We start from the raw sequence: 14,507 nt of genomic DNA on the forward strand, positions 1-14,507 counted from the left end.
GGTTTTAATGAACAAATGGTTCAAACAACTGGGTTTGGCCGCTGCGCTGTTATTTAGCACAGTGAGCTTTGCCGCTGAGACGCCAACTGTCGCCGCACAGCCAGAAGCTGTTGTTGCGGCAGTGCAGGCGCAGCAATCAGAGTATTCACAGCTGTGGACCGATCTGAAAAACGGCGCTACCGGATATACCACCTCCCAGAGCCAGTTTCATAACCAGCCGATCAATAGCTATGATCTGCGGGTACTGAAACTGCGCAGTGGCTGGTTGGCCCCCGGTCTGATGTTGGCACTGTTCGGTATGATCATTATTTTCGCCCTGTTTATTATGGTGAATGGCATCTCTAAGCTGCACCATGGTTTCTCGGGCAAGATGGTACATCGTTGGTCAAAACGGGATATCTCTATCCACTGGTTAGGGGCGATCCCTTGCCTGACCTTAATCCTTACCGGTTTAACCCTGTTGGCTGGTCGTTTTTTCCTACAGCCGATTGTGAGTGAAGGTTTTTGGGCTGGGGTAGTGTACTTTGCCAAGCAGGTACACAACGTCATGGCTATCCCGTTTATGTTCGGCTGGCTGCTGATGACGCTGATGTGGGCGAAAAACCAGATGCCGAAGATGTATGACCTGAAATGGTTCCTAGTTGTTGGTGGTTATATCAACTTCGGGCCGTTCAAAGGTAAACATCCGGATTCTGGTTTTGCCAACGCCGGTGAAAAGATGTGGTTCTGGACTTTTGCTTTGTTCGGTCTGGTGATCTCGGCTTCTGGAATGTTACTGCTGTTCCCGAACCTGTTCGAGCCCAGCCGTACCCTGAGTCTGATTTCGCTGATCCTGCATGCCGTCAGCGCCATCATCATCTGTGCCTTCTCTATCGTACACATCTTCATGGCAACCGTGATGTCAGAAGGTGGTATGGAGTGCATGGTTTCCGGTTACTGTGATGAAAACTGGGCAACTCAGCATCACAATCTGTGGTTTGATGAAATCAAGGCCAACGGCACGCTGAAGTACCGCGAATCCTGATTTTTAAGCTTGAGTTAAGCCGCGTATCACACGCGGCTTTTTTATGCCACATGCCTAGCAGTTTTGGTCTTAGTGGTTGACATTTATTTGTGTTAGCTAAAACATGACACCCTTAACAAAACCGGGCAACCATAACGAATAGGTGATGCTAACTTCTAGCCAGTTCACGTTTTGCTGGGGACTTAGGATGTACCCTGCAAACTCAAGACGCGGCCTTGGATAGTCACTAACTAGTTGTGGTATTTAAGGATTATGTAACCCAGACAGGAACCGTTATGTCATCTGTTATCCAAACTCTCGATCGTCAACTGGTGTCAAACTACCAATCCAATATCACAGTACCTAACTGGATGCTGCGAGCCATGGAAGACGTGATGCACTACTATGTCGACAAGAATCTGAGACTGGATACTATGTCTGCCGACGTTATGCCAGCGCCAATAGCCGGTAAAAAGTACATGCTGTATGCCCATGTACCCTTCTGCCATACGCTTTGTTCATATTGTACTTTCCACCGTTTCCTGTTTAAGGAAGACAAAGCGCGCCGCTATTTTGTGGCATTGCGTAAAGAGATGGATATGGTCAAGGCTTTGGGCTACGACTTCGAGTCCATGTATATCGGTGGCGGTACCACCACAGTGCTAGAAGATGAGCTAGCACGCACCATTGAACATGCTAAAACGCTGTTCCCGTCCATTAAAGAAGTTTCCTGTGAATCTGATCCACAGCATCTGGACAGCCCGGGTTTTAAACAGCTCAAAGGGCTGGTGGACCGTATGTCCATCGGGGTACAGAGTTTCAATGACGACATTCTGCGGATGACAGAACGCTTGGATAAATTCGGCTCAGGTCAGGAAACGTTCGACAAGATCATGGCTGCCAAAGAGCTGTTCCCCATCATCAACGTTGATTTGATCTTCGGTTTCCGTGGTCAGACTGATGAAGTGATCCAGCATGATTTGGACATGGCTTCTCGCCTTGATCCGCGACAGATCACCACCTATCCGCTGATGGTGACCCACCAGACCCGTAAGAGTGTCAAAGCCACGCTGGCGGCACCACATGCCGACATGGCAAATCAGTACCGGATGATCCTCAATACCTTAGTTGGACAATATAACCAGTTGTCTGCCTGGGCCTTCGGTAAAGCCAACAATGAAGGTTTTGATGAATACGTCATTGATTACGATGAATATCTCGGTGTCGGTTCTGGTTCTTTCAGTTTCCTCAATGACACACTTTATGTGAATACCTTCTCGCTACGTAATTATGAAGAACGCATCAAAAACGGCAAAATGGGTGTTGAACAGCAAAAGAATTACAGCAAGAAAGATGTGATGCAGTACCGTTTCCTTTTGGGAATGTTTTCTGGCCGTCTATCACGCAAATACTTCCGCGATACCTTTGGCGTTAACTTAGATACCGCGTTGCTGAAAGAGATGACCTCAATGAAATTGATTGGGGCGTTGAAGAATGATCCCGAAAATCCAGAAGAGCTGATCGTCACCGACAACGGCAAGATGATGGGCTTGTTGATGATGAAGGAATTCTATTCTGGCATGGATAACGTGCGGGCGCAGCTGCGGAAACCACTGAAACCTTGTGATATGTAGTTATCTTGCAAGCTGTTGCTTGCGCTGATTTTGATGGAAGGAATGCTAAGGCATTCCTTTTTTGTTGGCTGGATTGGCATCACTGCGCGATGGATTGCAACCTGCGGTTGCTAGCGCTGAGGCTAGCGCCTTGCAAACTTCGTTTGCGAAAGATTTATGGCTGCGCCATACCAAGCTGCGCTTGGAAACGTCGTGGAGCTACTCGCTCCACACCAGATGCGTAGCCTGTTTATTTTTCATTTCCATGCCGCACTACGCGGTACTTAAAGCGCTTATGCGCTAAATCACCTGCGGTGGGCAATGCACACGCAGCCTTGTGGCACGTTGCAAGTACATCCCTGTAAGCTCGACGCCAGCATCCATGCTGGCGACGGCCACAAGTCTGCATGTGCTGAGGAATATCGGCGTACTCCTGTCACATCAGTGTTGTTTTTCACGTCTCTAACGCTTCTGGTTTGTCATTTTCGCAAATTGTTCTGATTCGCGGTTCCTCGCTCACCATCGCTTCTCGATATCTGCCGGGCAGGAAGCCCAAATGCCGTGAGGGACATGGAAGTCCGAGAACGGCCATGTCGCGATTGCTCAATGCCTGCCCAACGCACCTACGCAGCGTCGATGGGGGAATTTGTGTTGCCTGTAAATTCAGTATGTTAGCTGAGATAAATTGGTGGCTGTCCTCATTTCTCCTGTCATTTATTGGTCGCTGCCCTATTATCTTTTGCTCTATTTTTTAGACTTCTTTGCCCTCGCGGCTATTCATTCTAGGTAACCTAACCTCAAAAAATATTGAAAACCGACACTTGTTGGTTATTATTATCCGACACATGTCGGTTTTTGTGTGTTGCACTTATTAAACGAAGAAACAGGTAAGTTCTTACCGGGACCAGCATTGACCAGTATCAAGGCAGTTGTGAGCGACTGAAATGACGGCACAAAAATTGTTGTTCTGGCTAAGGTCGCCGATGCTCTTGCCCCGGATATCAAGCAGACTCATTACGAAAGAGGAAACATCTCATGACAGATCTCAACGATAAAGTAATCATCGTGACTGGTGGCGCAAGTGGTATTGGGAAAGTTACGGCAACACTTCTGGCTGGTTGCGGAGCCCGCATCGTGGTTGCAGACCTAAACGATGACGGTGCTGTAACCGCCGAGGAAATCCGCAGCGCTGGTGGAACTAGTTTGTTCGTCAAAACCAACGTGAGCCTAGAAGCCGACGTGGAGAACCTAGTCGCCACTACCTTGGCTGAATTCGGCCGTTTGGACGGCGCGTTCAACAATGCCGGTGTTGAACAGGCGATAAAGCCGCTGCACGAGATCAGTGAAGCGCAGTGGGATAAGGTGATTGACATCGACCTCAAGGGCGTGTTCCTGTGCATGAAGCACGAAATCAAGGCTATGCTGGCCTCGGGAGGTGGTGCGATTGTGAATACTGCCTCGACCACTGCACAAGCAGCGATCCCCTTTGCAGCAGAATACATCGCTGCCAAGGCTGGCGTGATCGGCATAACCCGTGCTGCCGCAGTGGATTATGCTCAGAAGGGCATCCGTGTGAACACTGTGCTGCCTGGCCTAACCCAGACCGCTATGGTCGGACGGATGCCACAAGATCCGGAGCTGATCAAGATCTTCACGGCTATCCAAGCCGCGGTTCCCATGCAGCGCCTCGGCCAGCCCGAGGAAGTCGCCCAAGCGGTGGCTTGGTTGCTGTCCGAAGCCGCTGGCTTCGTTACAGGTGTGGCGCTTCCTGTCGATGGCGGCACCATCGCTGTCTAAGAAACTGCCTTCAAAGTGGGAGATTTCGACTGGGGAGCTCAGTAAACGAAAATAGAGTACAGTCATCACTGTTGTTGGCTGTGCCAATGCAAACTGCGTTTGCTAGAGCTTAGGGTAGCGCCTAGCAAGCGAGTTTTTGGCTTAATGGTATCGCTGCGCGATGGCGAACTGCGTTTGCGAAAGTCGTGAAACTACTCGTTCCACATCAGAGGAAAAGGGGGCTGAACGGCCGCGAACGATATCCATGTCTAACGGCCAGCTCATCATTTATGGCTGCATACTCATCACCGATGAGTATTCGCTCTTATTAATCCCGTTGTCGCCCCACGTCACGAAACGCTACGGCGTTTTTGCTTTGTCATTTTCGCAAATTGCCGCCAACTCGGAATCCGTTCCTCAGCGCGGCTTTGACACATCTGTGCGTCAATTGCTAATGCCCGCCCAATGCTCCTTCGCCGCGCCAAGGGGAATAGCTGTTACCTGTAAATTCAGTGTATTAGTTGAGATTGAATTGGTGGTTGTCCCATTTTTATCAGGACATATGGCAAAGCACGTTGATTTTTGCTCGCAGTAATAGGCTTTCAGAATCGGGGAAACATCATCGGCAACGGCGGATGCAGCGATGCCCCACGCTACTTGAGTAGCGTTAGCGGGAATAGGTTCTGTGGGGATGTCTCACGAAAGCTTCCGTGTTTGCAATGGCAGGTGGTTGGCTGCATGCAGGTTATCAATGGCATGTGCCACGCAAAGATGGGTTGGTGTGGAACTTAGTTATGCTGCTTAAAGAACTTTTCTGCTTTTGCAAACAGACTGTCACAGAGCCGTTGTTGCTTTAGCTGTTCGTCAGTGCCTTCATCCATCGAATCTAGCAAGGTCTTCGCTGCTTGATATTCTTTAACCATAGATTCAAATATTTCTTCATGGTTATTTTTACGCACTTTGTTTTGATTTACATTTCGCTTCTTTTTCATTAAAAACCTCTTAAATAAAAGCTATCAAAATAATATATTCTGAAAAACCAGTTAAACAGTTAATTATGCTAAGGTTGAGCAGTAGAATATTTAAATTAATAGTTGGTCAAGTATAAATAGCCTAATTATAAAATTTCAAAATTAGGCTAAAAATAAATGCCATAAATCCTTACATCACATCCAAATAAATATGATGCAAGAAAATATTAAAAATGCTCATTTATGCGGTGGCAACGTTTGTCGCCTGTGGGCCTTTGGCACCAGCTTCTACTGTAAACGATACTTGCTGACCATCAGATAGGGTTTTAAAACCTTCTGAAATGATGGACTTAAAGTGTACAAACAGATCAGCACCACCATTGTCAGGTGAGATAAAGCCAAAGCCTTTTGATTCGTCAAACCATTTTACTGAGCCCGTCATTTTTGCAGACATATATATTCCTCGTTAGTTATTAAAAAGTCGAAAACCGAGGCTATAAAATGGAATATAAAGAAAAAGTGACTGCCGGAGTTGAATAACGAAATACTTCGAAAGAAAACTATGAGAAGACTTGGACTAAATTTTTCATCAATAGCTCATGTTTTTGAGCTGAGTGCACTATACAGTGTTTGGTAGAAATAGATAGCACTATTTACATTATTAAAATAATGCGACTCAAATAAATTTTGAGTCAGCATCATTTTTAGCTGTCGTGCGTGGGGTATTTGGCTGCCTGTGAACTGGCATCGTGTCACAACGTGTGGCTGTTACTGCTAGGCGAGATAAACTTGAATCTGAGCATCATCGCCCATACTGAGATAGATATACTGCAATTCGTTAAATCACATGGCGAGTGATTGATAAAATCCGCACCGTTCAGGAGAGCTGCATGTCGAGACAGTTTCATTTTTATCAGCCTAATCAAGATCATGGGCTGGCGCATAATCCGCTGAAATCGATAGTGGCACCGCGGCCGATTGGCTGGATCTCTAGCTGTAATGCTGATGGTATTGCTAACCTCGCGCCTTATAGTTTTTTCAATATGTTTGCGGATATGCCACCGATTATTGGCTTTTGTAGTTCGGGTTGGAAAGACAGTGTGGCCAATATTGAGCAAACCGGTGAGTTTTGCTGGAATCTCGCCACTAAGCCGTTGGCGGAGCAGATGAATATCAGCTGTGCTGATGTTGCTAACGAGGTGGACGAGTTTCAATTAGCGGGCTTAGAGAAAGCGCCATCGCAGTTGGTGAAGGTGCCACGAGTGGCGGCAAGTCCGGCATCGTTTGAATGTAAGCTGACCCAATTGCTCCGGCTGCAAACGGCGGCAAAACAGCCGATGGATAATTGGCTAGTGCTGGGCGAAGTTGTGGGTGTGCATATCGATAAGCGCTTTATCAAAGACGGTATTTATCAAACCATTGCCGCCGAGCCGATATTGCGTGCGGGTGGTCCAGCGAGCTATTTTGCTATTAGCGCGGCGACCGAATTTGAGATGGCGCGGCCGTCAGTTACCAAGTAGATAAGTGGAGGTCATTGTGGCATCAGGTTGGGCACAAGATGGGGCTGAGCAACAGCAGATAGACAGCACTGTTGAAGATGCACTTGCTCGGGTACGCGGTGAGCTTCCCAAAGGCGAAAGCCTGACAGAGTGTGAAGAGTGTGGCGAAACCATCCCAGAGGCGCGGCGTTTGGCAATTCCGGGCGTACGTTTGTGCGTGAGTTGTCAGGCGTTGGAAGACAAGCGTCGGCAGAGTTTTGCGGGGTATAATCGTCGTGGCTCCAAAGACAGCCAGCTACGTTGATGCTGGCAAAAAGCCGGACAGCAAGTCCAGCTTTTTGCGTTAATGGCGGTTATTTGTCCATTGTCACCGGGCCATTGATATTGTCGAAGTGTACATCTCCAGAGCCAGCATTGATGATATTCAGCCCTTGTGTGTGCCGTACATCAATGTCACCGGAACCATCGTCAATGGTGACAGTGCCCTGCACATTTTTCACTGTCATGCTGCCAGAACCGTCATCAATGCGAATATCGCCACCCACGTCACGGATATCGATATCACCCGAACCATCATCAAGGCGAATTTTACCGCTAATGTTTGCGAGCGTTACGCTGCCGGAACCGTCGTTAATATCGAGGTCATGAGCACCGCGAATGGTGAGATCGCCGGAACCATCGACGACTTTTATATTGGCGGTCATATCGCGGATTTCCAGTTGCCCGGAACCATCGGTCACATCCAGCACCATGGCGGCCGGGACGGTCACCCGTAAGTTAATATAGGGTGAGTTGCGGTTGATGCTGAAATGACTATCGAATTTAGCGACTAATACGGCTTGTGTACCATGCTGTTCGAGCGTCAGTTTTGCCGGTACATCAGGATAGTCGTAAACATCGGCGTCCACGGTGATCTGTTGCTGCTCGGCAACGCCAACAATCACCAGATCTCCGGCTCCGGTATCGGCGGTTAACTGCTGAATCTCTGCGGCATTGAGTTGCAATGTCCGGTGACCATGATTGAGGGGTTCGCTATGGGCACCATTGACATAGAAAACACAGCCAGTGAGTGGCAGCACACAAGCCAGCATGAGCAGAGTTGAGCGTACAAACATAGTTTTGCGTCCTTATTATTGTGTTCCGCCGTGTGAGCCGGCTGAACCTTGGTATTCTCAAAATCGATGAACTCTCCACAGTATTTGCAGATGTTGTGCCAATAAATATTTTGTTATAAATCAATGAAGTATATTTTTATGTGCATCGGGGAAATAAAAAATAGGTTTTTTTACCATTAAGCGGTGAGATTGACTAAGCCATGTTGTTGTTAAAGGGTTGTTTATCACCGCAGTTTTTCGTAGCTTTATAATGAAAAAATTCCATCGTAATCAAGCGAGGACAACTACACTAAAAATGGTGATAAATTCGCCATACTCCTCCGATTTTATGTCAGACATTATGGCCTGACTCTGTTAACAGGGAGTGTTTACAGTATGAAAAAGGCTTTGTATCGGAACCCGCAACTGCTGCGGTTACACTGGCGCCGCGGTACCCTGACATATCTGCTGGCATTGCTGATCATCGGCGTACTGGCATTACTGTCGCACTATCTGGTGCAAAGCATTGTTAATCAACAGGAAGCCAGTGCCCGCATCGTTAACCTTGCCGGACGGCAGCGCATGTTATCACAGCGCATTACCCTGTTTGCCGGGCAACTGTTAGCCGAAAAAATGAACGCTCGCCGACCCTGTTTCCGGGGAATATCTGGAGACTGTGGCAACGATGAAAAAGGTACATCAGGCGTTGATGTATGGTTCAACGCAGATGGCGATCCCCGCGCCAAGTTCAGTCGCCGTGCAGCGAATTTTTCATGAGCCGCCGGTGAATCTCGACCAGCGCTTGCAAGCGTTTTTTCATTTAGCCACACAGGTAGTGGATCAGTCGCTTGGCTTCCCCGAACGGGAACAGGCATATCAACAGTTACGGGCATTAGCGCGTTACGACATTCTCAACGCCCTCGACGCGTTGGTGCTGCAATTCCAGCAAGACAGCGAAGCCGCCATTGCCAAATTACAGCATTTTAACCGCCTGTCATTGATAGGCATGTTGACTACGTTGTTGTTGGAAGCGCTATTTATCTTCCGGCCGTTGTTGATCTCCTTGTACCGTAGGGAAAAACAGTATTTGCAGCTACTGCGAAAAATGGATGCAGAAATCACCCATCGCGTACGGTTTCAGGCTTTTAACGATCCCTTGACGGGTTTGCCTAATCGTTTGTCAATGTTGGAAAAAATTCAGACATGTGTCGATTTAGCGCGGCAGAACAAAAGTGCCTTGGTGGTGATTTCTGTGGGGCTGGATCGCTTCAAGGATATCAACAATAGTCTCGGACATGATAAAGGCGATGAACTGCTCATCGGTATTGCTACGCGTCTGGAAACGCTGGTGAAGCAATACCACGGATTCCTTGGACGGATCACCGGGGATGAATTTGCCATTGTACTGGATCAGCGGAAAGAGAATCTCGAACTCGTACACCTGATGCAGCAATTATTACAGGCTGTCGCCGCACCGTTTGAAGGCGAAGGTTTTTGCGTGCAGGTAACCGCTTCTCTGGGACTCGCTTTCTATGCTGATGATGGTGCGAGTTCCCGCAGTTTGCTGATGCATGCCAATCAGGCCATGCGCATTGCTAAAGATGAGGGCGGGCGTTGTTTCCGTTTCTTCCAGCCGATGATGACGTCAAAAATGACTCGGCGTATCCAGTTGGATCAGGAGCTGCGGCAGGCGATGACCGACTGTTCACAACTGATGCTGTTTTATCAGCCAAAGGTGGATCTGCGCAACGGCCGGATTTGTGGTGTGGAGGCGCTGTTGCGTTGGCAACATCCTCAGCAGGGGATGATTTCTCCGGCGGAATTTATTCCAATCGCGGAAGACTCTGGGTTAATTGTGGAGCTAGGTGACTGGGTGATGGTGCAGGCGTTGGAGCAATTGGTGCGTTGGCAACAGCAAGGGATCACCGTAGAAATGGCCATCAATGTCTCAGTCAAACAGTTGCTGCGCAGTAACATCAGCGAACGGATCCAGTCGTTAGCGCAGCAGTTGGGGGTGGCGCCACAGCAAGTGCAGTTAGAGATCACTGAAAACAATATCATGGACAACATGAGCCGCATTATGCCGCAGCTACAAGCCTTGACACAGCAGGGTTTTACGCTGGCTATTGATGATTTTGGTACCGGTCATTCCAGTCTGTCCCGGCTGCGGGATTTGCCGATGAAGGTGCTCAAAATTGATAAGTCGTTTGTGGCTAACGCCATGCGCGATCATAAAGACGCACAACTGGTTGAGGCAATTGTCGAAATCGGCCATATCTTGAACCGTACCATTATTGCCGAGGGGATTGAGACCACAGAACAGATGACCTTGTTGCAGCAGTTGGGCTGCGAGGAAGGCCAAGGGTATTTGTTTGCTCGGCCAATGTCGGCGGAGCAGGTGGAATCCATACTATTGCAAGGCTCGATTGATATTCGTAATGAGGCTATGGCTTAGCACATAGCCTCATGTGTTAGCTTTCGATATCGGCACTCTCATTATCAGCACTGTCGATATCGGCAATAATCACACGGTTACGGCCATTGTTCTTGGCATCGTACAGCGCCTTATCAACCTGACGCAGAATATGCTGATAATCGGGATGACCGTTAAAGCATGCCAGGCCAGAGCTGATGGTGATGTGGATCCGCTCACCGTTTGGCAGCATGAAATGTTCTGCGGCCACGTTGTTACGGAGGTTTTCGGCAATACTGCGGGCATTGGTTGGATTGACATCAACCAGCACAATCATGAACTCCTCGCCACCGAGACGGAAGACAAAATCCCCAGCACGTGAATTACTGACCAGAAAACCGCCCAACTGCTGTAACACACTGTCGCCAGCTTCGTGGCCATATGAATCATTGACCCCTTTAAAGTAATCAATATCCAATGACAGCAGTGCAAACTGGCTGTGGTTGCGGCGAGCATGGGCAATTTCGCGGCTGAGTACCGTAGGCAGAAATTTGCGGTTGAGCAGTTTGGTCAGTACGTCTCGACCACTTTCCAGCTCCGAACTTTTGGCAAAAATATCATCCAGCAGGAATTTTAAACGTTTGGTTTCATCCCGTACTTTGCGTAGGTTCTGGATCCTTACGTCATGCCCTTGCTGCATCTCTACTAACAGTTGTTCATCAATAATCTTGATTCGTTCATTGATGATCTGCGTTTCAGGATAATCCTGAAACGCATGTGAACCTTTGTGGGTAAACCATAAACCAAATTCAGAAATGCCGAGCGTGGGGAGTTCTGCATCTGGATTGCCCACAGTGCATTCAAACATCAAGCGGTTTTCCCAGTCCAGCAACGCACCTTTCTGTTTTTCGCGCTCGGTAGATAAATTCTGGGTAATGGAAAACAGCCGATAGACTTCATCGGAACGGGTATTACGGTCATAAGAGCTGGCGTACGCCTGCCCCATCACTTCCATAGACATATCGAGCGTATCGCAAAAATGCTGCAAACATTCATTTTGTTGCTGTGCGTTTAGCGGTTCTTGTTGCAGTAATTCAGAAAAATGTTGTTTCAGGTAGCGGGCTCCCCGTAACACCAAGTGCATCGGAATTTTAATTCGGGCATGAATTTCCCCGATTTTGACCTGGAGGGCGATGGTAGCAGCGAGATCATATTGTTCATCAATGTTAAACAGCGTGACCAGCCATTGCTGCAAAGAACCATGTAACCGAGTCTTCACTTGGTCATGGGACAGAAAGACGGAGGCATCTTCGGCATCCAACATATGGCGATAGAATTGTGTTGCCAGCTCGCTGCTATGTATGGCAACGAGTTGTCGATTAAGTCGAATACAGTTTGGATTTGTCTCAGAAATCAAAGCATTCCAGTCGTTAGCAACTTTACTGCTGGTGGCGCTGCTCATGATACTCCCTGGCTATTGAGGTGATCCGGCCGCAAAACTAGCAAGATTACAGGGGAAAGTCCAAAGATATGCTTGAATATTCACCAAAAATTACCACCAGTTCAGTAGATAAAAAGCTAACAAACTGAGCGCAACAGCGCTGAGCATATGTCTGACAAAGTAGGCAATAATCACCGAGACGATGGCGCCCCAGAGATAAGGATTATCTGGAAAATGCCGTAGTTCTCCATGATCCAGCAAGATCACCGGCGCACAGATGGCAATCAACAAGCAAGGGGCAGAATAAGATAGCGCTTCCCGCACTACCTTGGGGATACGTAGCGGTAATCTGGGTTCCAGAAACAGATAACGATTGAAAAACACGATGAATGCTAACGTTAGCAGTAACCACCAACTCATTGGGCTTCCTCCGCAGGTTTATGCGTCAGATGCGCAACTATCACGGCAAATATCATCCCGGCGATGCCCGCCATCACGATAGCGCCTTCCACCTGTGCCAGTGACAAGGCCGCAGATAGCAGTAACGAGCACAGCACCCCGGCGAGTGTGCTGAGGTTTTTGACCATGGGCACCACAATCGTAATAAAGGTGGCGATGATGGAAAAATCCAGATGGTACTTTGCCAGATCGGGCACAGAGGCCGCGAGCCAGATACCTAACGCACTGACTAGCACCCAGAACAGGTAGAACGTCAGCCCACCCCTAGCAGATAGCTGACGCTCAAGGCTTGTTCTCGGACTTTGGGAACACTCAATGCAAACAGCTCATCGGTCAGCAAGAAACCAATCGGCAGGCGGTATTTGAGTTTCAGTTGGGTGACAAATTCACGCAATGTCAGCCCATAGATGAAATGCTGCGATGTCAAAAAGAAGATGGTGACGATAATGCTGAAGAGGTTGGCTCCAGAGATCAACATGCTCAGGGTGACCAATTGCGCCGCCCCAGCAAAGATAATCGCCGACATCCCCAGACTTTGCCACACATCCAGCCCTGATTGAATGGCCATTGAACCAGCGAGAATGCCCCATGGCAGTACCGCCAAACAGAGGGGAATAATATCAATCGCGCCTTTAATAAACTGGGCTTGTTGTCCGCGTAGTGAATGTGCCGATGGTGGCTGTTGAGAACCGTTCATAATGCCATTAGCTGCTATGCCGCAAGTAAGTTGCAGATATTTAACAAATAAGGCTTAGCGTTATAACATGAACTAACTGTGCAGACAGCACTTTATGTTACCGCCGAGGCCTGATTTGCCGTTAGCACCGAACATCTGGCCGTTATTTTGAGTCACATGAAATAATGTATTGATGAAATTTTTTGGACAAAGCTAGCAGTCATATGTCAGTGGTCATATAAAAAATATATAAAAATCAATTTAATAACTATTAAATGAGGATTTTCGGTAAGATTTTTCGTCCGTGATGCTATTGCGGTCATTATGGTGCTCATAGTGGTGATTGACTGTCGGTGCGCTGGTGGAATAATGCGCGCACTTTGATTGTGCCCTCCGTGGTTTTACTCCATGTCTATCTATACCCGACCGGTGCTGTTGTTGCTCAGTGGCTTACTGTTGCTGACACTGGCGATTGCGGTACTGAATACCTTGGTGCCTTTATGGCTGGCGCATGAAAATCTGCCAACTTGGCAGGTTGGCATGGTCAGTTCCTCCTATTTTGCCGGTAATTTGCTGGGCACAGTGTTGGCGGGGCACTTTATCAGCCGCTATGGATTTAACCGCAGTTACTACATTGCTAGTTTGCTGTTTGCGCTGGGCTGCGCCGGACTTGGGCTGATGGTAGGTTTCTACAGCTGGTTTATCTGGCGTTTTATTGCTGGTGTCGGCTGTGCCATGATCTGGGTGGTGGTGGAAAGTGCTTTGATGTGCAGCGGCACCTCAAGCAACCGTGGCCGACTGCTGGCGGCCTACATGATGGTGTATTACTTTGGCACTGTTGCTGGGCAACTGCTGCTGACTAAATTGCCAACCGCCTTGATGAGTGTTCTGCCGTGGGCCTTGGCGTTGGTGCTAAGTTCAGTGTTGCCGCTGCTCTTTACCCGCATTATTAACACTCAGGAATCATCACAGCAGACTCCGCAAGTATTGCCCATGCTGAAATTATCTCAGGCACGACTCGGCGTACACGGCTGCCTGATCTCTGGCGTGGTGTTGGGATCTCTATACGGACTGATGCCGCTCTATCTGAATCATCTCGGCATGAATGATGCTCGGGTGGGTTTTTGGATGGCATTACTGGTCAGTGCAGGCATTGTTGGGCAGTGGCCAATAGGACGACTGGCGGATCGCTATGGTCGTTTGATGGTATTGCGGGTACAGGTGTTTGTGTTGATTCTGGGGGCGTTGGCGATGCTGGTGCATGCGGCGTTGACGCCCGCATTATTTATTCTCGGTGCCGCGGGTTTTACCCTGTATCCGGTTGCTATGGCTTGGGCCTGCGAGAAGGTGCCGCATCAGCAACTGGTTTCCATGAATCAGGCGCTGTTGCTCAGTTATACCGTTGGCAGCCTGGTTGGCCCGTCATTGATCGCCTTGTTGATGCAGCAGTATTCCGACAGTCTGTTGTTCCTGACCATGGCGATAGTGTCATTTGTCTACCTGCTGATGTTATTGCGTAAACCGGGACAACATCGCAATCCGGTGGCTCATGCCTGATGGCC

At 48.5% G+C, this 14,507-nt stretch carries 16 protein-coding genes; 9 read left to right on the forward strand and 7 right to left on the reverse strand.

Features of this window, described 5'->3' with window-relative positions; translation table 11 throughout:
* Nucleotides 1–7 precede the first annotated feature (7 nt).
* The 4 genes from KHX94_RS09650 (at nt 8) to KHX94_RS09665 (ending at nt 4,987) form a co-directional block, all read left to right on the forward strand.
* Entirely contained in the window at nt 8–1,024 is a 1,017-nt protein-coding gene (locus tag KHX94_RS09650) for a formate dehydrogenase subunit gamma (protein ID WP_213683227.1), read from the forward strand.
* Nucleotides 1,025–1,299: 275 nt separating this feature from the next.
* A complete protein-coding gene (locus KHX94_RS09655; protein WP_213683228.1) occupies nt 1,300–2,637 on the forward strand; it encodes a coproporphyrinogen III oxidase family protein in 1,338 nt (445 codons plus the stop codon).
* A gap of 1,014 nt (nt 2,638–3,651) precedes the next feature.
* Nucleotides 3,652–4,413 carry an SDR family NAD(P)-dependent oxidoreductase gene (locus KHX94_RS09660; RefSeq protein ID WP_213683229.1) on the forward strand — a complete coding sequence of 254 codons (762 nt, stop codon included), beginning with the start codon at nt 3,652–3,654 and terminating at the stop codon, nt 4,411–4,413.
* 244 nt (nt 4,414–4,657) lie between these two features.
* On the forward strand, nt 4,658–4,987 hold the full coding sequence (locus KHX94_RS09665) for a hypothetical protein (RefSeq protein WP_213683230.1): 330 nt from the start codon (nt 4,658–4,660) through the stop codon (nt 4,985–4,987).
* A 193-nt stretch (nt 4,988–5,180) separates the two neighbouring features.
* On the opposite strand, the gene KHX94_RS09670 is transcribed toward KHX94_RS09665, so the two are convergent.
* Both KHX94_RS09670 and KHX94_RS09675 read right to left on the reverse strand, forming a co-directional pair.
* Complete coding sequence (locus KHX94_RS09670) at nt 5,181–5,384, reverse strand: hypothetical protein (protein WP_213683231.1); 204 nt, start codon at nt 5,382–5,384, stop codon at nt 5,181–5,183.
* Between the two features lie 220 nt (nt 5,385–5,604).
* The gene (locus tag KHX94_RS09675) at nt 5,605–5,817 is read right to left on the reverse strand and encodes a cold-shock protein (RefSeq protein ID WP_213683232.1); all 213 of its coding nucleotides are present in this window, start codon (nt 5,815–5,817) and stop codon (nt 5,605–5,607) included.
* A 436-nt stretch (nt 5,818–6,253) separates the two neighbouring features.
* On the opposite strand from KHX94_RS09675, the gene KHX94_RS09680 reads away from it, so the two are divergent.
* On the forward strand, nt 6,254–6,883 hold the full coding sequence (locus tag KHX94_RS09680; RefSeq protein WP_213683233.1) for a flavin reductase family protein: 630 nt from the start codon (nt 6,254–6,256) through the stop codon (nt 6,881–6,883).
* A gap of 16 nt (nt 6,884–6,899) precedes the next feature.
* Nucleotides 6,900–7,166 (forward strand): DksA/TraR family C4-type zinc finger protein, encoded by a 267-nt coding sequence (locus KHX94_RS09685; protein WP_213683234.1) that lies wholly within the window; start codon nt 6,900–6,902, stop codon nt 7,164–7,166.
* 49 nt (nt 7,167–7,215) lie between these two features.
* On the opposite strand, the gene KHX94_RS09690 is transcribed toward KHX94_RS09685, so the two are convergent.
* Complete coding sequence (locus tag KHX94_RS09690; protein WP_213683235.1) at nt 7,216–7,977, reverse strand: DUF4097 family beta strand repeat-containing protein; 762 nt, start codon at nt 7,975–7,977, stop codon at nt 7,216–7,218.
* Between the two features lie 375 nt (nt 7,978–8,352).
* Between KHX94_RS09690 and KHX94_RS09695 the strand changes: the two genes are divergently transcribed.
* Entirely contained in the window at nt 8,353–8,733 is a 381-nt protein-coding gene (locus tag KHX94_RS09695) for a type IV pili methyl-accepting chemotaxis transducer N-terminal domain-containing protein (protein ID WP_213683236.1), read from the forward strand.
* The gene (locus KHX94_RS09700; RefSeq protein WP_213683237.1) at nt 8,642–10,411 is read left to right on the forward strand and encodes a putative bifunctional diguanylate cyclase/phosphodiesterase; all 1,770 of its coding nucleotides are present in this window, start codon (nt 8,642–8,644) and stop codon (nt 10,409–10,411) included. The genes KHX94_RS09695 and KHX94_RS09700 overlap by 92 nt, the downstream gene beginning before the upstream one ends.
* 16 nt (nt 10,412–10,427) lie before the next feature.
* Here KHX94_RS09700 and KHX94_RS09705 read toward each other — a convergent pair whose 3' ends face one another.
* From KHX94_RS09705 to KHX94_RS09720, 4 genes are all read right to left on the reverse strand, one after another.
* Complete coding sequence (locus KHX94_RS09705; RefSeq protein WP_213683238.1) at nt 10,428–11,831, reverse strand: diguanylate cyclase; 1,404 nt, start codon at nt 11,829–11,831, stop codon at nt 10,428–10,430.
* 90 nt (nt 11,832–11,921) lie between these two features.
* Nucleotides 11,922–12,230: an AzlD domain-containing protein gene (locus KHX94_RS09710; protein WP_213683239.1), complete on the reverse strand. Its 309-nt coding sequence runs from the start codon at nt 12,228–12,230 to the stop codon at nt 11,922–11,924.
* Entirely contained in the window at nt 12,227–12,505 is a 279-nt protein-coding gene (locus KHX94_RS09715) for a hypothetical protein (protein ID WP_213683240.1), read from the reverse strand. The genes KHX94_RS09710 and KHX94_RS09715 overlap by 4 nt, the downstream gene beginning before the upstream one ends.
* Nucleotides 12,506–12,522: 17 nt before the next feature.
* On the reverse strand, nt 12,523–12,966 hold the full coding sequence (locus KHX94_RS09720) for an AzlC family ABC transporter permease (RefSeq protein ID WP_213683241.1): 444 nt from the start codon (nt 12,964–12,966) through the stop codon (nt 12,523–12,525).
* A gap of 387 nt (nt 12,967–13,353) precedes the next feature.
* On the opposite strand from KHX94_RS09720, the gene KHX94_RS09725 reads away from it, so the two are divergent.
* Entirely contained in the window at nt 13,354–14,502 is a 1,149-nt protein-coding gene (locus KHX94_RS09725) for an MFS transporter (protein ID WP_213683242.1), read from the forward strand.
* Nucleotides 14,503–14,507 lie beyond the last annotated feature (5 nt).

The organism is Shewanella dokdonensis (genome assembly GCF_018394335.1).
GTDB classification, from domain to species: Bacteria; Pseudomonadota; Gammaproteobacteria; order Enterobacterales; family Shewanellaceae; genus Shewanella; species Shewanella dokdonensis.

Bases quoted from the DNA above. Each gene is read 5' to 3' on its own strand.
- KHX94_RS09705 (WP_213683238.1), bottom strand. From the start codon at position 11,831: ATGAGCAGCGCCACCAGCAGTAAAGTTGCTAACGACTGGAATGCTTTG.
- KHX94_RS09720 (WP_213683241.1), bottom strand. From the start codon at position 12,966: ATGAACGGTTCTCAACAGCCACCATCGGCACATTCACTACGCGGACAA.
- KHX94_RS09680 (WP_213683233.1), top strand. From the start codon at position 6,254: ATGTCGAGACAGTTTCATTTTTATCAGCCTAATCAAGATCATGGGCTG.
- KHX94_RS09665 (WP_213683230.1), top strand. From the start codon at position 4,658: ATGTCTAACGGCCAGCTCATCATTTATGGCTGCATACTCATCACCGAT.
- KHX94_RS09710 (WP_213683239.1), bottom strand. From the start codon at position 12,230: ATGAGTTGGTGGTTACTGCTAACGTTAGCATTCATCGTGTTTTTCAAT.
- KHX94_RS09690 (WP_213683235.1), bottom strand. From the start codon at position 7,977: ATGTTTGTACGCTCAACTCTGCTCATGCTGGCTTGTGTGCTGCCACTC.
- KHX94_RS09725 (WP_213683242.1), top strand. From the start codon at position 13,354: ATGTCTATCTATACCCGACCGGTGCTGTTGTTGCTCAGTGGCTTACTG.
- KHX94_RS09675 (WP_213683232.1), bottom strand. From the start codon at position 5,817: ATGTCTGCAAAAATGACGGGCTCAGTAAAATGGTTTGACGAATCAAAA.
- KHX94_RS09695 (WP_213683236.1), top strand. From the start codon at position 8,353: ATGAAAAAGGCTTTGTATCGGAACCCGCAACTGCTGCGGTTACACTGG.
- KHX94_RS09655 (WP_213683228.1), top strand. From the start codon at position 1,300: ATGTCATCTGTTATCCAAACTCTCGATCGTCAACTGGTGTCAAACTAC.
- KHX94_RS09660 (WP_213683229.1), top strand. From the start codon at position 3,652: ATGACAGATCTCAACGATAAAGTAATCATCGTGACTGGTGGCGCAAGT.
- KHX94_RS09650 (WP_213683227.1), top strand. From the start codon at position 8: ATGAACAAATGGTTCAAACAACTGGGTTTGGCCGCTGCGCTGTTATTT.
- KHX94_RS09700 (WP_213683237.1), top strand. From the start codon at position 8,642: ATGAAAAAGGTACATCAGGCGTTGATGTATGGTTCAACGCAGATGGCG.
- KHX94_RS09670 (WP_213683231.1), bottom strand. From the start codon at position 5,384: ATGAAAAAGAAGCGAAATGTAAATCAAAACAAAGTGCGTAAAAATAAC.